Origin of the sequence: Mucilaginibacter sp. P19, from assembly GCF_050632265.1 — a bacterium.
GTDB lineage: Bacteria > Bacteroidota > Bacteroidia > Sphingobacteriales > Sphingobacteriaceae > Mucilaginibacter > Mucilaginibacter gossypii.
Genome location: NZ_CP192586.1, coordinates 4,305,534 through 4,325,320, shown reverse-complemented (window position 1 = coordinate 4,325,320; position 19,787 = coordinate 4,305,534). Strand labels below are relative to the sequence as shown.

General features: G+C 44.1%; 17 protein-coding genes and 1 pseudogene. 13 read left to right on the top strand and 5 right to left on the bottom strand.

Going from position 1 to position 19,787, the window contains the following annotated elements:
• Positions 1-367 precede the first annotated feature (367 nt).
• The 4 genes and pseudogenes from ACQ86K_RS21010 to ACQ86K_RS20995 all read left to right on the top strand — a co-directional run bounded on the left by ACQ86K_RS21010 (position 368) and on the right by ACQ86K_RS20995 (position 4,802).
• Positions 368-1,911, top strand: a pseudogene (locus ACQ86K_RS21010) (carboxylesterase/lipase family protein).
• Positions 1,912-1,997: 86 nt separating this feature from the next.
• Positions 1,998-2,891 (top strand): flavin reductase family protein, encoded by an 894-nt coding sequence (locus tag ACQ86K_RS21005; RefSeq protein WP_091163440.1) that lies wholly within the window; start codon positions 1,998-2,000, stop codon positions 2,889-2,891.
• 139 nt (positions 2,892-3,030) lie between these two features.
• On the top strand, positions 3,031-4,641 hold the full coding sequence (locus tag ACQ86K_RS21000) for a hypothetical protein (RefSeq protein ID WP_431198698.1): 1,611 nt from the start codon (positions 3,031-3,033) through the stop codon (positions 4,639-4,641).
• Entirely contained in the window at positions 4,638-4,802 is a 165-nt protein-coding gene (locus ACQ86K_RS20995) for a hypothetical protein (protein WP_431198697.1), read from the top strand. Before ACQ86K_RS21000 ends, ACQ86K_RS20995 begins: the two co-directional genes overlap by 4 nt.
• 94 nt (positions 4,803-4,896) lie before the next feature.
• Here the strand turns inward: ACQ86K_RS20995 and ACQ86K_RS20990 are convergent, their stop codons facing one another.
• Entirely contained in the window at positions 4,897-5,328 is a 432-nt protein-coding gene (locus ACQ86K_RS20990) for a hypothetical protein (RefSeq protein WP_431198696.1), read from the bottom strand.
• Positions 5,329-5,614: 286 nt separating this feature from the next.
• Between ACQ86K_RS20990 and ACQ86K_RS20985 the strand changes: the two genes are divergently transcribed.
• From ACQ86K_RS20985 to ACQ86K_RS20970, 4 genes are all read left to right on the top strand, one after another.
• A complete protein-coding gene (locus ACQ86K_RS20985) occupies positions 5,615-6,298 on the top strand; it encodes a DUF5683 domain-containing protein (protein ID WP_431198695.1) in 684 nt (227 codons plus the stop codon).
• A 157-nt stretch (positions 6,299-6,455) separates the two neighbouring features.
• Positions 6,456-7,001 carry a transposase gene (locus tag ACQ86K_RS20980; RefSeq protein WP_431198694.1) on the top strand — a complete coding sequence of 182 codons (546 nt, stop codon included), beginning with the start codon at positions 6,456-6,458 and terminating at the stop codon, positions 6,999-7,001.
• Positions 7,002-7,353: 352 nt separating this feature from the next.
• Positions 7,354-8,784, top strand: coding sequence for a hypothetical protein (locus ACQ86K_RS20975; protein WP_431198693.1), 1,431 nt, complete (start codon positions 7,354-7,356; stop codon positions 8,782-8,784).
• Complete coding sequence (locus ACQ86K_RS20970) at positions 8,785-9,660, top strand: DNA adenine methylase (protein ID WP_431198692.1); 876 nt, start codon at positions 8,785-8,787, stop codon at positions 9,658-9,660.
• 177 nt (positions 9,661-9,837) lie between these two features.
• On the opposite strand, the gene ACQ86K_RS20965 is transcribed toward ACQ86K_RS20970, so the two are convergent.
• From ACQ86K_RS20965 to ACQ86K_RS20950, 4 genes are all read right to left on the bottom strand, one after another.
• Positions 9,838-10,740 (bottom strand): ribose-phosphate diphosphokinase, encoded by a 903-nt coding sequence (locus ACQ86K_RS20965; RefSeq protein WP_431198691.1) that lies wholly within the window; start codon positions 10,738-10,740, stop codon positions 9,838-9,840.
• A 56-nt stretch (positions 10,741-10,796) separates the two neighbouring features.
• Positions 10,797-12,215 (bottom strand): nicotinate phosphoribosyltransferase, encoded by a 1,419-nt coding sequence (locus ACQ86K_RS20960; RefSeq protein WP_431198690.1) that lies wholly within the window; start codon positions 12,213-12,215, stop codon positions 10,797-10,799.
• A gap of 4 nt (positions 12,216-12,219) precedes the next feature.
• Positions 12,220-13,116: an NUDIX domain-containing protein gene (locus ACQ86K_RS20955; RefSeq protein WP_431198689.1), complete on the bottom strand. Its 897-nt coding sequence runs from the start codon at positions 13,114-13,116 to the stop codon at positions 12,220-12,222.
• Positions 13,117-13,660: 544 nt separating this feature from the next.
• A complete protein-coding gene (locus tag ACQ86K_RS20950; RefSeq protein WP_091162075.1) occupies positions 13,661-14,347 on the bottom strand; it encodes an NUDIX hydrolase in 687 nt (228 codons plus the stop codon).
• A gap of 170 nt (positions 14,348-14,517) precedes the next feature.
• Here ACQ86K_RS20950 and ACQ86K_RS20945 point away from each other — a divergent pair, with 170 nt between their 5' ends.
• From ACQ86K_RS20945 to ACQ86K_RS20925, 5 genes are all read left to right on the top strand, one after another.
• Entirely contained in the window at positions 14,518-14,685 is a 168-nt protein-coding gene (locus ACQ86K_RS20945) for a hypothetical protein (RefSeq protein ID WP_431198688.1), read from the top strand.
• A complete protein-coding gene (locus ACQ86K_RS20940; protein ID WP_431198687.1) occupies positions 14,633-15,148 on the top strand; it encodes an RNA polymerase sigma-70 factor in 516 nt (171 codons plus the stop codon). Before ACQ86K_RS20945 ends, ACQ86K_RS20940 begins: the two co-directional genes overlap by 53 nt.
• Positions 15,149-15,214: 66 nt before the next feature.
• Complete coding sequence (locus ACQ86K_RS20935; RefSeq protein WP_091162078.1) at positions 15,215-16,183, top strand: FecR family protein; 969 nt, start codon at positions 15,215-15,217, stop codon at positions 16,181-16,183.
• A 257-nt stretch (positions 16,184-16,440) separates the two neighbouring features.
• On the top strand, positions 16,441-17,247 hold the full coding sequence (locus tag ACQ86K_RS20930; protein WP_431198686.1) for a carboxypeptidase-like regulatory domain-containing protein: 807 nt from the start codon (positions 16,441-16,443) through the stop codon (positions 17,245-17,247).
• On the top strand, positions 17,244-19,781 hold the full coding sequence (locus ACQ86K_RS20925) for a SusC/RagA family TonB-linked outer membrane protein (RefSeq protein WP_431198685.1): 2,538 nt from the start codon (positions 17,244-17,246) through the stop codon (positions 19,779-19,781). The genes ACQ86K_RS20930 and ACQ86K_RS20925 overlap by 4 nt, the downstream gene beginning before the upstream one ends.
• Positions 19,782-19,787: the final 6 nt, after the last annotated feature.

The window sequence follows — 19,787 nt, the reverse complement described above, 5'->3', positions numbered from 1 at the left end:
TTTTTGGGTATTTGTTAGGTGTTTCACCCTTAATCCAACGGTGGCTGATTTTGAGTGTATTTTTGTGCTTCTTTTTATGTTTTTTGATAAGACCGGTTGACGAAATCTTGATGGTGACAAAGTACTGCCACCATTGCTTAAAGCCGGGAAGATTAGCTTTGCGCTTTTCTGTGTATATGACGAAGCTTCGCTTCGTCGGCCCTGAGGCCTGAGTACTTTTATTGCCGCTGCACATATGCCGCATGTGCTTTATCTGATATTAGTTTAAACATACCCGCGAAACGCGTACCAGCATGGTAAAATACTTGTTCGCACAATTGAGATTTAGCAGTTTAATGGTAGTTTTGAGCCAACCAATCGCAATTTTATGAGACGTTTAATTTATATGCTTGCTTCAGTATTTACTATGCTGACTGCCAATGCACAACCGGCTCCCGTTAAGGTAAATGAAGGGATGCTGCAGGGTACTTTTGAAAATAGCCTCACAGTTTATAAAAGTATTCCATTTGCCGCTCCTCCGGTTGGTAAATTGCGCTGGTGCCCTCCGCAACCCGCCGCAAAATGGGATGGTGTGCGCCTGGCCGACAAATTTGCCCCGGAACCTATGCAAGGGGGCAACCCTGTGTCGGGAAAAAGTGAAGATTGCTTGTACCTGAACGTTTGGACACCTGCTAAATCACCCGATAGCAAAATTCCGGTCCTTGTATGGATTTACGGCGGTGCTTTCAATGCCGGCGGCACTGCCGAATGGGCTTATAACGGTGCCAATCTGGCGAAAAAAATGTGGTGCTGGTAAGTATCGCCTATCGCGTGGGCCAGCTTGGATTTTTGGCGCATCCTGAATTGAGCGCCGAAAGCCCCAAACGAGTATCCGGTAACTACGGCCTTCTTGATATGATAGCAGCACTTAAATGGATTAAACAAAATATTGCAGCCTTTGGAGGCGATCCTGGCAAGGTAACTATTTTTGGCGAGTCGGCAGGAGGCATCGCGGTTAGTATGTTATGTGCAAGCCCACTGGCTAAAGGACTGTTTCGCGGGGCCATTTCCGAAAGCGGGGGCTCATTTGGCCCAACGCGTACCACAACATTTCCGGGCGAAAATATGAAAAAGCTGCATGATGCCGAAGCTGCCGGCGAAGCATATGCTAAAGGTGCCGGGTATCCCTCAATTGACAGTTTGCGAAAAGTTGATGCTGATAAGCTCCCCGCCGTACGCGGGCTTGCATGGCCCATTGTTGATGGCTGGGTGATTCCCGATGATCAATATAAGCTCTACGAATCCGGTAAGTATAACGACATACCAATACTGGTTGGTTATAACTCTGATGAAGGGGCCAGTTTTTCGCCGCCTAAAACTACGGATGACTATATCGCCGCAGTAAAAAACCGTTATGGAAAATTCGCCGATGAACTTATTAAGGCTTATCCGCCCGGCACCGGTACGGTAGCCAAAACCGCGCGCGACTTAACACGTGATGCAGCGTTTGGCTGGCATACCTGGAGCTGGGCTACATTACAGGCAAAAAGGGGCAAATCCAAGGTTTTTTATTATTATTTTGATCAACACCCCGAGTATCCGGCAGGTTCCTCGCAGGCAGGTTATGGATCGCCGCATGCACAGGAAGTGGCTTATGTGTTCGGCCTGCTTAATGTATCAGGTGCGCAGGCTAAAGCAGACCTTGATATTTCGGATGCAATGAGTACTTACTGGACAAACTTTGCAAAGTATGGCGACCCCAATGGTGACGGAAAGCCCGAATGGCCGGCCTACAGCCCCGCCCGTCCGGCAGTAATGTACTTTTCCCAAACGGCGCATACCGGCCCTGTTCCGGACCTTGCGTCGCTGAAAGTATTGGATGCTTATTTCAGATGGAGGCGTTCGCCGGATGGCCAGGCCGGTGTTAAGTAAACCGGAGCGCCCGGCTCCTCGTAAATGGCAGGTACCGGATCAAAGAAAATAGCTGTTAGTCCGATTAAGCTTTAAATAAAACTTGAATGAAGTTAAGAACTATTGATGCAACATCACTGACACCGGCCGAAATGCAGGTTTATCTGCACTATGCCATTGCTCCCCGGCCAATATGTTTTGTATCCACTATCAACAAAAGCGGCGGGGTTAACTTAAGTCCGTTTAGTTTTTTTAATGTTTTTAGTATCAACCCGCCAATATGTGTTTTTTCGCCCACAAGCAGGGCGCGGGATAATACCACTAAACACACGCTCGAAAATGTTTTGGAAGTGCCTGAATGTGTGATCAATATTGTGAACTATGATATGGTGCAACAGACCTATTTAACCAGTATGGATTACAAAAAAGGGGTAAACGAATTTGCGAAAGCGGGCTTTACTGAACTGGCTTCGGATACGGTAAAACCACCGAGGGTGGCGGAGTCGACCGTTCAATTGGAATGTGCAGTGAATGATGTGATATCGTTAGGAAAAAACGGGGGCGCGGGTAATTTGGTTATTGCTGAGGTGAAACGGATCCATATCAGCGAAGCTATTTTGGATGCTAATGATAAAATAGACCCGCATAAAATAGATCTGGTGGCCCGTTTAGGTGGCGATTGGTATTGCAGGGTAACCGGTGATAATTTATTTAAAATTTCCAAACCAACAGGCAGCGCCGGAATAGGTATCGGTGTAGATGCTTTTCCAAAAGAGGTTAAATATTCCAAAGTATTAACCGGGAATGATCTTGGGATATTGGGGCTTGTTGAAGCGCTGCCATCACATGAGGAGGTAAACGCTTTTAGCAAAACCGATGAAATGAAAGAACTGGTTGATGCTGCCACCAGTGACACTCACACCCTGCACCTGCATTTAAAAGCCAAACAATTGTTAGATAACGGCCGTGTAACGGATGCATGGAAAGTGTTGCTGATGTAGGTTACGCTTGTGCCTGTAGGTGATTAGCTTATAAAAGTCAATGCTACCGTAAGCGGTAGTGAGTACTTACGGCAACGGGAATTGACAGCATAATAGTAATTGGCTTTTATAGTAAGGTGGATATTAGCTATTTTTGAGCATGAAACTAAACCGCCTTATCATACTGTGTTTTGCTGTTTTATTTTTTTATGGATGTAGAAAAGGAGAAAACGCAAAAGAAATAATACCAGCACTTACACCCGGTCCGGGAGCGGCAGAAATTGGACTATCAGGTGATATAAAAAAACCTGATGGCTCCGCGGCCGAAGGAGTGGATGTTACTATAGATGGACATAAAATCACAACTTCAGCTTCCGGCTTGTTTGAGTATACCGGCAAAGTAAGTAACGCTGATAAGGTAAAACTTTCGATATCTAAAAAAGGGTATTTCAAATTCAGTAAAACCTTTACCCTGGAAGAGAATAGTACGATAGAAAACCTCTCTTACCTTTTAGTTTTGGAACAAACCGTCGGAAGTTTCGGATCGGCAAGCGGCGGTACCATTACCACTACCTACGCTACGCTGGTTTTTCAGCCTAATAGCTTTGTTAACCAAGACGGAAGTGCCTATAATGGAAACGTGACCGTAAAAATGCCTCCCAATATCATTAGCGAATATGCGGATAAATTGCCGGGGGATACCAGGGCTTTAACGGCAACGAATCAGAAAGTTGTGTTAGACCATTGGGGCGGGATGAATGTGCAGGTTTATGGCAACACGGGGCAACTGCTTAAACTGGTAAAGCCGGTTAATTATACCTATAAAATTGACTGGCGATATGTTTACATTAACAAAAGCAACCCAATAAAGATATGGAGTTACGACGAAGCCGATGATATCTGGAAAGAAGCCGGCGACGCTACCTTGAACGGACAATATTTTACCGGTAGCACAACAAGCCTATCCTATTTGCAATGGGGCACAGCTTATCCGCAAGCTTTGCTCAGGGCTTATGTAACGGATGGCAATTCAAACCCGGCCAGCTTTTTTAGGCTTGGTTGCGGTATAGATAATTACGCCGTTAATAGTTTTTCGGGCGTAAGAATTAACTCGAAAGGCGTTGCATTAATTTACGTGCCGGCCAATACACAAATACGTACAGCCGTAGCATCGCCATGTTATGATATGTTGAACGCCTTTTTAATCCCGCCAATTGCGGTCGATAAAAAATTGGAGCAACCACTGGTTGTTAATTTGGCGCTATACATAACCACCTTTGAGGGTAAAATAGAAGATTGCGGATTTAACGGCGTGAAGGGCAGGGCCGAGTTTACTTTTAACGGCAAAAAGATGCTGAGTAATCTTGATAACAATGGCTATTTTAAGTTTACCTTCCTTCTGTGCCAGTTCAATGGTTACAATGGTAAATTGGTTGTTTATGATGAGCAAAACAAAATTATTCATCAAAACAGCAATAACCCGATAAGGGCCGGCATTAAAAATGCCTATTTGGCTTCATTGTGTACTGTACCGCAAGCTGGTAAGGTAACAATAAATGTAAATGGAAAAACCTATACGTTTGAAACGCCTAAAGATAGCCTGTCGATGAGCGAGACTTTTGAACCCTGGAATGGTAGCCCGACAACCATGATCTCTGCGCACAGTGCCGACAGAACACAGGGCTTTCTTCTGACTTATCTTGGCTTTAAAGGGGGGAAGTTGATTTGTATACCTGCGGCTTTTCTATACCTTCAAATAATTACACCATGACCTGGGGGCTTTACGAACGTGGTACAACCCAGATCACAAAATATAAAACGAGCGACACCTTAATTGAGGGAACGTTTAAAACTAAAACTAATCTCAATTTTTCGGTAGGGGCGCCCGGTGAGGTGGTGGAAATAAGCGGTAGTTTTAGTATTTCGAGGTGACGGGGGATTAGCCTATAAAATCCGACGCTGCCGCAAGCGCCAGCGGGGGCGGCACGCGTGCACCAACTAAAGGCGGCGTATGCTATGATTAATTTTATAAAAATTCAAACAATTCCGCTTCTCCAACGCATCTTGGCCCTTCGTGTATCCACCATTTTCTGCCGATATTTAAGTAGCGCTCTATTTTCCAACCTAAAAGGAATCTTACAGTTACTGCTTTTTCTTCACCGGGCTCAATTGTAAACCCATCATCCCACCTAATATCCCCGATGTATGTTTCAAACCTGTTGCCATCTTTGTTATATTCAAAAACGTGATTGGGCCGGTATCCGCTTAATATACCTGTTCGTCTTCCGCCATCTTTGGTTGCTTTTAGCTTTATTAAAGCTTTAACAGAAATTAGTTGGTGTTCTTCCTGCTTTATTTCCCTGATACTCGCAAGAGTATATTTATCATAAGCCATAACATCAAATACTTTTGATGCCCCTGTATCAAGCCATCTTTTGTAGATGAGTTTGCCGTTCATGTATACGTAGAGTTCGCGATCTTTGACTTCTTTGTGGATTAGCATGGTATTTATAAAGGTAGAAATTGTGCGTGTAAACACCATGAACTATAAGATAGTCAGTGTTGAGAACGTGCTACACATGAGCACCAGCCAAGGGGAGTTTAACCAACCACTGCGACAGCCGTGTTTCAGGTGCTTTTTATCATTTTAAAAGAAATAATAAAAAGTAATATCATAAGTTATAATTAAATCGTTAATAAGCTTAGTTACAAATCTGAACCTTACTTCAAGTCACAAATCATCAATGCTGAAATTTCTGCTAATTCTTTTCTTGATGAGCTTTTTATCATCTATCATCAACGCTCAAACCTTAGATAGGATAGAAACCGGCATAATCGATACATCAAAAAAACATTCGCCTGTTCGATCCCTATCTGCTTCTTTTGCGCCCAAAATTGATCAGTCACGAGAGAGAATATATCATCCGGATAGTTCCCATATTCCGCACAAGGCCGTTATGCGTTCCTTAATGATTCCAGGTTATGGACAGATCTATAACCACAGATGGTGGAAAGTACCGTTGATTTATGGTGGCTTGGGCCTCCTGGCCTCGGCAATAATCTATAACCAGCACCAATACAATGAGTATCTCACCATATCGCGATATCGTCAGGGTGACCCGCCAGGCCCGGGCGCACCCTTTTACAAACAATATATTCTTTTTAGAGATTACCAGGTTTCCGATGCCCGATTGAGCGATGTACGGGAGAATTCAAGAAGAAACAGGGATTTGAGTATAATGGGTTTTCTGGCAGTTTGTGGCGTCCAGGCAATTGATGCATACATCGATGCGAAGTTCCTGCATTCTTATTCAGTTGATAATAACCTATCATTCAGGGCAACTCCCCAAGTTATAAATCAACAGGTATATGCACAGGATGCCGGTTTCAAGTATATTCCGGGTATTAAAGTAATTTGTAGTTTCTGATAAGCTATTTAAAAGCGATTCAGTAAAATTGATATCAAACGCTACCGCAAGCGTCCTCGCCTGTGGACATCATGCTAAAACAACAGGCTGGTTGATTAACTAAATGTGGGTTATAAGGAGATGTTGGGATAGAGAAAGATAAAATGTATTTTTAAATATGAGCCGTAATTATAAATTCCATAACTCCGAAGGAATGTACTTTGTGAGTTTTGCCACGGTGTTTTGGATTGATGTATTTGTGCGACGATTGTACTTTGATTGCGTGGTAGATAATCTTAATTTTTGTGTGCATGAAAAGGGAATGGAAGTATATGCCTGGTGTATTATGCCAAGCCATGTTCATTTGGTATTTCGATCAGAGCGGATTAAACCCGAGGAGTTGATAGGTGGTTTTAAATCTGTAACATCGAGACAACTTATCAAGTTGATTGATGAAAATACACAAGAGAGCAGACGCGAATGGCTTTTAAATTCATTTAAAAAAGCTGGCGCAGCAAACTCAAATAATACAAAAAATCAATTTTGGCAACAACATAACCAACCTGTTGAGCTTTGGAGTAATCACGTAATACAGCAAAAAATAGATTATACCCACAATAATCCTGTAGTTGCCGGTTTTGTTGAAAATGATTATGAATATCTCTATAGCAGCGCACGAGATTATGCTGGTGTTAAAGGGCTGGTTAAGGTAGAAATAGATTAGTTTATAAATTCAACGCTCCCGCAAGCGTCCTCGCTTGTGGACATCATGCTAAGTTATGCAAGCGGATCGTCATGTTGTATCGTCCTAAAATAAGTTTACATCTGTAAACTTATTTTAGGACGATACATAGAGCCAATGACGATAACCACATACAAATTAAGTGTTCAATTGCTTGTGCACGCGTGTCGCGTGTACCTTGTCCGTTTGCTTTGAAAAGATTTTTGACGAATTTGCAACCTCACCTAATTAGACATTTGTGACCAGTTGAGAGGAGGAAAATACAATTTTTTAGTTATAAATATTAAATCGTATTATAGCAGAATATTAGTATACTTAGCCTTTATCCAATTATATGCGTTTTAACAAGGTTGAAAAATTCAAAATAGACGACTTGCTCTTAGATCAGGGAAATTACCGTTTTAAAGAAGCAGATGATCAAAAAAGCTGTATTGCAAAAATCTATTCAGCAAACCCAGCATATTTTAAAAACCTAATGTCAAGCATTGCGGAGGATAATTTGGGAGAACTCCTTCTTGTCTATAAGAACGGCAAGAAAAATATTGTACTTGATGGAAATCGCCGTCTTGCAGCGTTAAAAGTTCTCAATAACCCCCAAGAGTTTAGCCCATCGACAGCAATTAAAGACCATGCAGATCATTTGTTAAAAGCTTACACTGTCGATTTGGCGAATGTTTTCGCACAAGTATCAGATGACAAACAACTGATATATAAGACCGTATATGAAAGACATGCGGCCGGACAAGGAAAAGCCAGAATAAACTGGAGCGCTTACGGTGCTGCCCGTTTTCGATACGATCAGAAAATGGAAGGTGGCAATGAATGGTATGCCATTGCGCTGCTCCTTGAAACAGAAAATAAACACCCAGAATGGACAGCTTTTATGGATTCCGGCGACTATTCACATGAAGTCTTCCGCAGGATTTTCAGGGCTGCGCAAGATAAAGGGGTTATATCAAACAGTATCTTTTCCGGTAGACATCAGCGGATAAAAAGCACGGCGGATAAGAAGCTCGTTAAAGACGCAATTGAGAAAGTCACTCGCTTTCTTGAAGCGATGCGGAATAAAGATTTAAGTTTATCCAGAAGCGGAAAGTATGCCGATAAAGCATCAGTCGACGCCTTTGTTGAACAATTCAGTCTTTCTCCTGATAATGTTAGATCGCAGGCTCCAACCGATAGCAATTCTGAAACAGGTGGTCAGTCGCCAACAGACCCTTCTGGCGGCTCATCACCCGCCGCAACGAATTCTACGGATTCCACGCCTTCAACAAATTCAAGTACCTCTCCCGGTCAAGCGACAGGTACACAGCAATCTGCGTCTCCTGTTGGTACAAAGGATCGAATTTATGGAATTGAGAAATCCGATGCAATAGAACAACGCCTTGTTTCGTTAAAATCTCAGAAATTAATCTCACTCTATCGTTCTTTATGCGTAGTATCAGCAATACAGCATGCTCAACTACTTTATGTAGGCGCTTGGAGTTTCTTTGAATCATTAACGGCGTTGTGCGGTAGGCAGGACGGAACACCTTTTGACGGCTATCTTGGTTCGATATTGAATAACAACTTGAATTATAATAAGGCAGATAAACGAGACTTTCAACACGTTTTAAAAGACATATCCGAAAAGGGAAACGCGAACAAACATTCTCCAAGACATTACACTACATCGGCAGTGCAACTTAGAACTGACTTTACGACGTTAGAACCGTTGGTAATTGCTGTAATTGATATGATTATTAATAAACCCAATAAACCGTAAATGTCGAGCGGTAAACAATACTATTCACCTTTACGCTATCCCGGTGGAAAGGGCAAACTTTTTCAGTTTGTGAAGGATTTAATCCTTCACAACAATCTTGATGGCGGAAGTTACTGCGAACCCTACGCGGGTGGCGCAAGTATCGCTCTTGGTCTCCTCATTGAGGATTATGTATCCGAAATACATATAAACGACTATGACAAAGCAATTCATAGTTTCTGGTATGCAATATTGCGTGATACGGACGAATTCATAAAACGAGTTTGGGATACACCTGTAACCATGACTGAATGGCGAAAACAGAGAGCCATACAGTCGGATAAAGACAATTATGACCATATAGACTTAGGTTTTTCCACGTTCTTCATGAACAGAACGAATAGATCAGGAGTTATAAAGGCCGGCGTTATTGGCGGGAATGACCAAACAGGTAATTTTAAAATTGATGCGCGTTACAACAAGGCCGATCTTGTAAAGCGAATTAATACAATTGCCAATCTTTCAGATCATATTCACATCTACAGACAAGACGCTTTAAATTTAATAACGAAAACTCTTCCTGATAGCGATGTTAAAGGATTGGTATTTCTCGATCCGCCTTACTATATCCAAGGCAAACAGCTCTATACAAACTTCTATACTCACAATGACCATCAACTAATTGCGGATGCCATCAAGGACAGTTCACTCAAACACTGGATTGTGACCTATGATAACGTCGAAGAAATAAACAATATCTATGATCTTAAAAATAAGGTAATATATGATTTAAGATATAGCGTTTCTCATTCAAGCCCTAAGGGATCGGAAGTTTTATTCTATAGCGACCAAATATGCATGCCTTATCTTCAAATCGGAGAAAGGATCAGCGCTTGATCGGCTAAACAGAGCCCAGCTGCCGCAAGCAAATTTGACACTTAGCACATTTGCCACAACGCACAGTCTTGCGGTAACGAAAAAATTCAAATGCGGGCCGCAAGGCTGTGCCTTGTGGCCCGCATGCAAGGTATAAACCATGCATGCAACTGGATGATTGTCATCCACCTTTTGAAACTACCCACAAATCAACCCCGCCACAGTCCGCACCTCTACAAAATCATCCCCCTCCAAATCCTTACAATTCACATGCGTATCTGTACAGATCAGCTTTTTAATAGCCCCGCAGGCTTTTAACTTGCCAATTCCATCGTTCACAAACAAACCATGCGTGGTTATTACATAAATATCCCCTGCACCGGCATTTTTGTAAGTCAGCGCGGCGTTTACGATGCTGCCGCCTGAGCGGATCATGTCGTCATAAATAATTACTGTTTTGCCGGCTACGTCGGCGTTGATGGCGCTTACTTCGGTATGGTCGCCTTTGAGGCGGCGTTTCAGGATGAAAGCGGCATTTACGCCCATGTCGTTAGCTAATGACTCAACCCATTTGGCACGACCTGCATCCGTGCTGGCCATTACAAAGTTATCGCCGCCGTATCGGGTGGCCGCTTCAATCACAATATCTTTGCAGTATACGTGTACGGGGTACAGGTCCTGCTCAAAGTAGTACTGGATGCCCTCGCTATGCAGATCGAATAACATCACCTTATTGCCCCGGTTTGATTTTGGTATGGCCGAGAGCAGGCGGGCGCGGGTTTTGGCGGTCACAATTTCGCCGGGTTTAACGGCGCGTTCCATGGTGCTGTAACCAAAGTAGGGGATCACCAGCGTAAGCGAATCGGCACCATAACTTACCAGCGACGAAGCAAGGTCGTACAGTTCAAGCGTGGCGCTATCGCTCACGGTACCGCCGATCAGCAGCACCTCTCTGCCTTCCACGTTGGATAGGATGCGCTGATAGCGCTCGCCATCAGTAAAGTGGCTTACTTCAATTTCTCCGCGTTCGCAATGGCCAAGGGCAAGCACTTTTTCGGCAAGGTATTCATATCCGGTTATGGCAAAAAGTAGTTTCTTCATTATATAAGAGCTTAAAGCAGAAGGCCTAAAGCATAAAGCTTTTTTGTTAATGTGATTTATTGGTTCTGTAAGGTATCGATCACCTGTTCAAAGGTAAAATCTTTCATGATATGGCCGTTCTCAAAAACGGTTTGCAGCTGATCGGCAAGTTCAGGTTGTTCGTCCTGCTGAATGGTTTTATAGCCTTCAGTAGTTTTTACCAGTTTAAGCCTGCCGCCTTTGCTCTTTTTAAAGCTGGTGGTAATGTTGCCATTGGCGTCCATTTCGGTCGGGCTTTTCTCTACAGCTACCTCCTTACCGTTTATGATGGCACTGCTGCATTTCAGGGCAAATTTCTGGGTATCACGGTCGACTTTTTGCAGTAATGCGCCGCCCATGCCAAGCACGAGGTTTTCGGCACTGATGCCATTTTCTTTCAGGGCTTTGTAAATCACGCCGATCTCGGTATAATTAACTCCATCGCCCTGGATCACCCTAACCTGCGGAGGCAGTACTTTATAGCCTTTGGCATTGGTGGTAAAGCCGAACTTATCGAACAGGATGTTAAAGATCTCCAATAAGGTCATGACCGGGTCGCCGCTATCCGGGCGGATCACCAGGGTGCCGTCACGTTTTAGGATCTCCTGTTTCAGGTTCTCGCCCCAGTACTCGCTGCAGGCACGGAAAATATTATAGCTATCGCTTACACAGGCAATAACACCAGTGGGGAAACCACGTAACACATGTTTAAATACTTCCAGTTCGCCTTCCTGCCCAAGCAGGGTGCAAATACTGTGCTCGGTAGCAGGGATGCTGAGGCCATATACTTTTTCTGCATGGTAATATTTAATAGCCATGCCAGAGCCAGCAAGGTTATCGCTGCCTGCAAAGCTAAGCAGGTGGGCAGCTCCGCCAATTTTGGCACTCTCCACACTGCTCACCCCGCGGAAACCAAAGTCATTCAGCACAAAGCCAATCCCGCCGAAAGCTTCGGGTGTGGCGGTATCTTCGTAGTACTGGGTAACTATTTTTTTAACCTCGTGGCTAAGTGTGGCTACGGTGCAGGGATACCAAACCTGCATCAGCAGCGTTTCGAGGAAGTTGGTGAGCCAGTAACATTCAGGGTCGGTATTTTCGATGGTCATGAGCACGTTGCCGGTGGGTACGCTGCTGCCTTCGGCCACAGCTTTGATGCGCACCGGCAGGTGGCCGTTATATTTATCCAGTATGTACTGAAATTTGCTGCAATCAAACACATCATCGCGGCCAAAAACCTGTTTCAGAAATTCGTCGGCCTCATCAAGGTCAACCTGGTTAAAGGCTGGTCCCTGCAGGTATTCTTTCAAAAAATATTGCAGACCGAAAAAAACGGTTTCCTTGAACATGCCCCCGCGGCTTTCCAGGTAACTGTAAATATTGGTGGTGCCGGGGTAGTAAAATTTATGGTGGGCGTATTTATATGCGTCGGCTAAGAGGATCAGATTTTCCTTTTTCATGGCTTTAGTTTTTTAGGTATTTGCCGGTGATGAAATTAAACAATTCAACGTGTTCTTCGCTTACAGAGCCATTTTTTATCATCAATGGCAGATTGGTAAGTTTAAACCAGGCCAGGTCGGCAATATCATCCTGGGCCTTTGGTTCGCCGCCAATAAAGTCGCAGCTAAACAGCAGGGTAATGATCTTATCAACCTCGCTGCGGTAGCGCCAGTCGTTTATTTTGGCCGATGTTTCGTACTGCATGGCAGTGGTTTGCATGTCGCCGCATTCCTCGGTAAGCTCGCGTTTGGCGGCATCTTCGTAACAGGCATCTTCCGGGTCGGAGAAACCGCCCACAAAGCGCCATTTATTGTTGATGGCTTTTTTGCCTAACAGGATCTCGCTGCGGTTATTCCTGAACAGGGCTACATCCACCGTAGGGTACACCTTTGGATATTGGTTATAGTAAGCGTACAGAATGCCCGCACGGAAATCATTTGAATCAAAAACTTTATCGGCATATTGCTTGCGTAGCTCGGTTGCGTTATAGTCACCATGTTCAGGTAGTTCGATGGTTTCAAATTTACCGCTATAGTAGGGAATGAAGCTGTCGCGGCTGCCGTACAAACAAAACTGCTCGGCATTGAAAACACTTTTCAGCAGGTTGTCCAGGTTATTCGACCATATTTTATCGCTCGGGTTATTGCTGATGGGCAGCACTACAATTTCGGGATAATCCTTTTTAATCATTTTTTCACGCGCGTAATAGTCGTACGGGTTTTTGCGGCTGCCTTTTATAGGGCTAACGCCCAGTAATATAATTAGTTTGGCATGGTTTTGCTTAACTTGTGCTATCAATTCCCGGTGACCCTCATGCAGGTACGGCGTTTGAAAGCGTGCTATAATTACTCCTGTTTTCATTTCTAATTTGCGTTAATTATACACAAATATAAATATGTGTTTTTAATACGCAAATTATTTTTTAATTTTTTTGGGGATAAACTTGTAATGGTGTTAAAATAAACTGGTCACGCTGAAGTTATTTCAGCACGCCATAAGCCGAGGCGCAAACATAGCGGAGACATAGCATGTGAGATCCCGAAATAAATTCGGGACGACGGGTGTGGGCATGTTGAACTTATTTCAACACGCCATAAGCCGAGGCGCAAACATAGCGGAGACTTAGCATGTGAGATCCCGAAATAAATTCGGGACGACGGATGTGGGCATGTTGAACTTGTTTCAGCACCCCACAAGCCGAGGCGTAAGCATAGCGGAGACTAAGCCTGTGAGATCCCGAAATAAATTCGGGACGACGGATGTGGGCATGTTGAACTTATTTCAACACGCCATAAGCCGAGGCGCAAGCATAGTGGTGACTTAGCATGTTGGATCCCGAAATAAATTCGGGACGATGGAAAAGTTAAAAGTCTCCCCAACCGGGGGAGATTTAGAGGGGCTCGGCTTATATCTCGAAACTAATTCCCTCTTTCTTCAACTGAAAATACTTTTCCTCGTTAAAGCGGAAAAGGTTACCCGGTCTGCCGGCGCCTTCGAGGGCCTGTTTTTCGGTAGTTTCTTCGAGGAAGCCGTATTTGGTGATCTTCTTTTTAAAGTTACGGCGGTCGATAGGGCGGTCGAGCACGGCGAGGTAGAGCTTTTCGAGTTCAGAAAAGGGGAACTTTTCTTCAAGCAGCTCGAAACCTACGGGCTGATAAAGCATTTTGCTTTTAAGGCGTTCGCGCGCTACGCTGATGATGGTGGTATGATCGAACGCCAGGGCGGGAAGCTTTTTGATATTGAACCAGTTTACATCGCTGGCGTCGGTAGCGGCTTTAACAACAAAGGCGTCGGGCCGTACAAGGCCATAATAAGTTATGGAGATCACCCTGTTACGCGGGTCGCGCCCCGGCTGGCCAAAGCTGTACAGTTGCTCCAGGTAAGTGATGTTTACACCGGTTTCCTCTCTTAGCTCACGCTGAATAGCTTCCTCTAACGATTCGTGGTCAGCTACCAGGCCGCCCGGTAATGCCCAGCTGTTTTTAAAAGGCTCGATATTGCGTTTAATGAGCAATACGGACAATCCCTCTTTGGAGGTATATCCGAATACTACGGCATCAACGGCAACCTTTATGTTTTGGGTGACTGGCATAATACAAAGTTAGATATTGGGAAGCGGTGGGGCAAGAGAAAGGCAACTATTCAATTAATTAAAACCAGGGTGTCAGCCACTATTTCATTATGTTTTATTAGCTGATGAGGTAACCTGTTTAATGGGTGGAATATTTAAAAGTTTTTTTATTTAAAAATTTTCTTGTAAATATGCCCTACCAATCAGTAAACCGTTTTACCGCCGCTATGCTTCACGATAAGGAATATCAAATGTGGCCCGATGCCCGGTTATTGGAGCAGTTAAGGCTTGATGACCGTAAGGCATTTGAAATTCTATACCATAAATATCTCGTCGAAGTTGTTTTACGCGGCTTATAATCTTTTCAGGGATAAGGATGTTTGTGAAGACCTGGTGCAGGAACTATTTATTGATCTGTGGACAAAGCGCAATCAGCTAAATATCACTTCGCTTGAAGCTTATCTCAAAGTAGCCATCAGGCACCGCGTGTTATTTTATCTCCGCACAAAAAAAGCATCGGTAGATCTCGCCGTGATTGAGACACTGGTTGAAAAGTATTCGGCCGATAGTAAATTGTTCCAGGATGATATTGCTCATTTACTGGAAGATGGCGTAGCTCAACTCCCCGAAAAATGCCGGCAGATCTTTACCCTGAGCCGTAAAGAATATCTCAGCAATAAAGAGATAGCCACCCGGCTAAACATCTCCATTAAAACCGTCGAAAACCAGATCACTATTGCTTTGAGGTATCTGCGCACTGGCTTAACTGACTACCTGCCGTCGGTAGTGGCGCTGGTATTGCTGCACATGTTTGGCAAATAGACCCCAAAAAATATTTTCAATTGCTTTGGGGGTACCCCGGTTTATTGCATCCTGCAGTTATAAACCATGGCAAAATTCCCTTTCAGAAAAAAACAATCCGGTGCAAATGACAGGCATTTGCAGGAAGAGCTTGTAAATAAATATTTCGACGAGCTCGATCTCCGCAGCGTACAAAACGAGGCAGGTGATGAGGTGGAATTTAATGCTGATGGCGTGTACAGCAGAATCAATGCTGCTTTAGAGAATACAGAAAAGAAAAATCCGGGAAAATTAAAAAAATGGATGGTTGCGGCTTCGCTTCTTGCAGGCTTATGTATTTCGGTAACAATAGCTTATCAATACCGCTATGCCCTGCTTGATCGTTTGGATCCTATTGCCAGCAAACAATTGGTTGCCGCTAACGGGCAAACTGTAAATTTCACCCTTGCCGATGGTACCAGAATATGGTTAAATGCTGGCAGTAAACTTACTTATCCCGAAACCTTCCGGGGCGAAAAACGAGAGATCAGGCTGGAAGGCGAAGCTTTTTTGGATGTGGCACATGACCCTGCCAAAGCTTTTATTATACATACCGGAAAAGTGCGCACCCAGGTGCTGGGCACCAGTTTTAATATCAAAGCCTACGCTAACGAAAGCTTTATTAAGGTTGACGTTTTAAGCGGCAAAGTTGGGGTAGTTACTCCGGCCGGTGCAACAAAAAGTACAGCCACATTTTTAACCCCCGCCGAGGAGGTTGTTTTTGATAAGGATAAGCTATCCGTGATAAAAAATGCTCAGGTTGATGTAAACGCCCTAAGCAGTTGGAAAGACGGTGAATTGGTATTTAAAAATATGGCGCTGCCCGAAGTGCTCAACACCATTAACCGTCACTTCAATGTAACCGTAAAGGCCGATGTTAACCTGGCGCGTTGCTCTATCACCGCCAACTTTACCAATGTTTCACTGGAAAATATCATGAAGATCATATCGAAACTGGTGAAGGGAAAAGCTGTGCAAAAGGGCCCGGCTTATCAGCTAAAAGGCAAGGGCTGCTAACATAAAACCAACTAATAAAAGAGATATACCAATTATCAGTTAACCTAAATACAAGCTATGACAACATAAATACATTAAAAAACCCTGCTCAAAAGGGATTTTGACAGGGTTAAACTAAAATGCCGGATTATTAATAAGTGCAGCGTTTAGAGGTCCAATTCAGAACGAAGCACTTGAATTTCAAACACTTTAATTTTCTCAAATCTATGAATATATCTCTATTTTCAAATGGAGTAATTCGTCATGTATTAATATTAATGAAAATTACCTCGCTTGCCTGCTTTGTGGTTTGCCTCATGTGCTTTACGGCCGTGGCAAACAACTCTTTCGGGCAAAAATTTCTGGAGGTATCGGTTACGCTCAAGCTCAAAAATGCCAAGCTAACCGATGCGCTGGATAAGATCTCGAACCAAAAGCATATCAAATTTGCCTACGCCGATAATGTACTTAAACCAACTTATGTCATAAGCCTTAAGGTCAAGGACAAAAGTATTAAGGAAGTACTTGATCAAGTTTTAACGCCCTTCAACCTCAGCTATAAGATCATTGACGATGTTATAGTTATTGATGAAAAGCCGGAGATAGAAAGCAGCACCGGCGGTATTGAGCAGGGCCCCAGGCAACCCATCAAAGTTAAAGGTAAAGTTACCGACGAAAATAACTTATTTATACCCGGCGCAAGCGTACGGGTTAAAGGTACAACCATTGGCACCGTAACCGATATTAACGGTAATTACACCATTGATGCGCCCGATGCTGACGCTGTACTGGTGTTTAACTTTATAGGCTATGCAACAAAAGAGCAGCCCATCGGCAACCAGGCTACGTTGAATGTGCAACTGGTCCCCGAGCGTACTTCGCTTAATGAGGTAGTGGTGGTAGGTTACGGTACCCAGCGGCGCACTAATGTTATAGGCGCGGTAGATCAGATCAGCGCGAAAGCCATTGAATCAAAACCTTCAATAAACTTAACACAGGCTTTGCAGGGCACTTCGCCCAACCTTATCATCCAGCAAACCAGCTCCGAGCCGGGAGCTTATGCCAATGTGGATATCAGGGGGTGAGCACACTTAATGATAACACCCCATTGGTGGTAATTGATGGTATTACCGGTGGTGATATCAACCTCCTTAATCCACAGGATATCGAAAGTGTTTCGGTACTAAAAGATGCCGGTTCGGCGGCTATTTATGGTTCACGCTCGGCAAATGGGGTTATTTTAGTAACTACCAAAAAAGGTAAGAATAATTCACGCACTACCGTAAATTACAATGGACAGGCAGGTATCCAATCCCCGCACGTGGGTTATAAACCGGTACACAGTTATGAAAATGCCATTTTACGCAATGAGGCTATGGTTAATGCCGGTTTGCAGCCTATTTATAGTCCGCAGCAAATTCGTGATTTTCAGCAACAGGGCGATCAACAATGGTTCCTGGATGCCATTTTGAAAGACTCATGGCAGCAAAGCCATAACCTAAGTTTAACAGGTGGCAATGCTACAACATCGTTCCTGGTGTCGGCGGGCGTAACCGACCAGCGCAGCAACCTTGTTGGTCCTGATTATGGTTTAAGGCGTTATAACTACCGCATGAACTTAACCAGTAACTACGGTAAGTTAAAGCTTACAAGTATCCTGGCTTATTCACGCTCCGAAATCAGAGAACACTCCTACAGCACAGGCACGCTGATAGTGGATGCAGGCCGTACACCCACCTATTATAAAATTAAAGACGATCAGGGCCGGTACCTTACCAATGATGTACTCACAGAGTTTAACCCGCTTGGTATCCTGGAACAGGGCGGTTACCGTACCCATGACGATGACAATCTGTTAGGTAACTTAAATGCAGAACTTTCTGTTACCAAAGATTTTAAACTGAAAGCTGTTTTTGGCGGCAGGTTATTGTCCGATCACCAGTTTACGCGTGTTAAGCAGGTGAATTTTTATCCATCCGGAACTTACGGGGCAGATCGTAACACCAATGATGATAATAACAAAACCCTGTTCACCAATACGCAGTTACTGGCCGAGTTTGCCAAAACTTTTAATAAATCACACAATGTTGATGTATTGGTAGGCGTGGCTAACGAATCTACCACGGCAAAGCAAAACAGTATCCATCTTAAATATACCGACCCGGAACTGGGTACACCTACCACCGGTACTATCATTGACCCCGCTACTTCATCAGCATCCAATAACGGAACTACCGAAACAAGTCTTAACTCATTATTTGGCAGGGCAAGTTATTCGTACCAAAATAAGTATTATGGCGAGTTTGATTTTCGTGTAGATGCTTCGTCAAAATTTGCGCCGCAAAATCGCGGCGCTTTCTTCCCTTCGGTATCGGGCGGCTACCGCCTTACCGAGGAGCGCTTCATGCAAAACTATCGTAACAACATCGGCGATTTGAAACTGCGTGCATCATACGGTATTTTGGGTAATCAAAGTGTTAGCGATTATCAATACCTGCGCACTTATGGCCCTTTTCAAAATGCTTATGGTTTTAACAACTCGGGCGTGGGTGGCACAGCCATATCCTTTGCCAACCCCGATCTGCGTTGGGAACGTGCTGCAACACTGAATATTGGGGTTGATGCAGGCTTCCTGAAAAACAGTTTGACAGTTGCTATCGACTACTTTAATAAAACCACCCGCGATATCCTGCTGCCACCCATTGTGCCGGGAACCTTTGGTGCTGGTTTGCCAAGTTATAACGCGGGCAAAGTACAAAACCATGGCTGGGAGCTAACGGTTAACTATTATCTCACTACGCAAAACTTTAAACACTCCTTTAGCTTCAACGTGGCTGATAGCAAAAACAAGGTGCTTTACCTTGAGGGCGGCGATCAGCTAAAAAGCTATGATGAGATGCAGGTGATCAACCGCGTAGGCTTGCCGATAGGCTCATATGTTGCCTTAAAACGCGACGGCTATTTCCAAAACCTTCATGATATTCAAACAGGTCCTAAGCCAACCGGTTTAACCGTATCGCCCGGCGATAACCGCTATGTTGATGTTAACGGCGACGGCGTAATTGACGATAACGATAAGTTTGTTTTCGGTAACCCGTTCCCTCGCTTAACTTTCGGTTTTACATATAATGTAAGCTATAAAGGCTTTGACTTTAACCTGTTTTTACAGGGCGTAGGTAAACGCAGCATGTTTATCAGGGGCGAGCAGGTTGAGCCATTTCACGTAAACTACTCACAGGTTATCTATCAGCACGAGCTTGATTTCTGGACACCTCAAAATCCTGATGCCCGTTTTCCGCGCCTTGCGGCCAGCGGCAGCCAATCAAACGAAAACAACTTCAGGCGTGGATCAGATATGTATTTGTTTGATGGCAAGTACCTGCGCGTAAAAAATGTACAGGTGGGCTATACACTTCCAAATGCATGGGCCAAGTTGCTGGGTTTACAAAAACTGAGGGCTTATGTATCGGGCCAAAACCTGCTTACGTTTTCGGGCGTGAAATTTATCGATCCAGAATCGACCGAATTTAACAGTAACCTGGGGGCTGGCGGCGCTAACAGTGCGCGGTCATACCCAACGCCAATTTACTACGGTTTTGGTTTAGATGTAACCCTATAACACTAT

Coding starts and splice junctions, on each gene's coding strand:
- ACQ86K_RS21000 (WP_431198698.1), top strand. CDS start 3,031: ATGAAACTAAACCGCCTTATCATACTGTGTTTTGCTGTTTTATTTTTT.
- ACQ86K_RS20985 (WP_431198695.1), top strand. CDS start 5,615: ATGCTGAAATTTCTGCTAATTCTTTTCTTGATGAGCTTTTTATCATCT.
- ACQ86K_RS20950 (WP_091162075.1), bottom strand. CDS start 14,347: ATGCCAGTCACCCAAAACATAAAGGTTGCCGTTGATGCCGTAGTATTC.
- ACQ86K_RS20975 (WP_431198693.1), top strand. CDS start 7,354: ATGCGTTTTAACAAGGTTGAAAAATTCAAAATAGACGACTTGCTCTTA.
- ACQ86K_RS21005 (WP_091163440.1), top strand. CDS start 1,998: ATGAAGTTAAGAACTATTGATGCAACATCACTGACACCGGCCGAAATG.
- ACQ86K_RS20930 (WP_431198686.1), top strand. CDS start 16,441: ATGAAAATTACCTCGCTTGCCTGCTTTGTGGTTTGCCTCATGTGCTTT.
- ACQ86K_RS20935 (WP_091162078.1), top strand. CDS start 15,215: ATGGCAAAATTCCCTTTCAGAAAAAAACAATCCGGTGCAAATGACAGG.
- ACQ86K_RS20965 (WP_431198691.1), bottom strand. CDS start 10,740: ATGAAGAAACTACTTTTTGCCATAACCGGATATGAATACCTTGCCGAA.
- ACQ86K_RS20990 (WP_431198696.1), bottom strand. CDS start 5,328: ATGAACGGCAAACTCATCTACAAAAGATGGCTTGATACAGGGGCATCA.
- ACQ86K_RS20955 (WP_431198689.1), bottom strand. CDS start 13,116: ATGAAAACAGGAGTAATTATAGCACGCTTTCAAACGCCGTACCTGCAT.
- ACQ86K_RS20945 (WP_431198688.1), top strand. CDS start 14,518: ATGCCCTACCAATCAGTAAACCGTTTTACCGCCGCTATGCTTCACGAT.
- ACQ86K_RS20980 (WP_431198694.1), top strand. CDS start 6,456: ATGAGCCGTAATTATAAATTCCATAACTCCGAAGGAATGTACTTTGTG.
- ACQ86K_RS20995 (WP_431198697.1), top strand. CDS start 4,638: ATGACCTGGGGGCTTTACGAACGTGGTACAACCCAGATCACAAAATAT.
- ACQ86K_RS20970 (WP_431198692.1), top strand. CDS start 8,785: ATGTCGAGCGGTAAACAATACTATTCACCTTTACGCTATCCCGGTGGA.
- ACQ86K_RS20960 (WP_431198690.1), bottom strand. CDS start 12,215: ATGAAAAAGGAAAATCTGATCCTCTTAGCCGACGCATATAAATACGCC.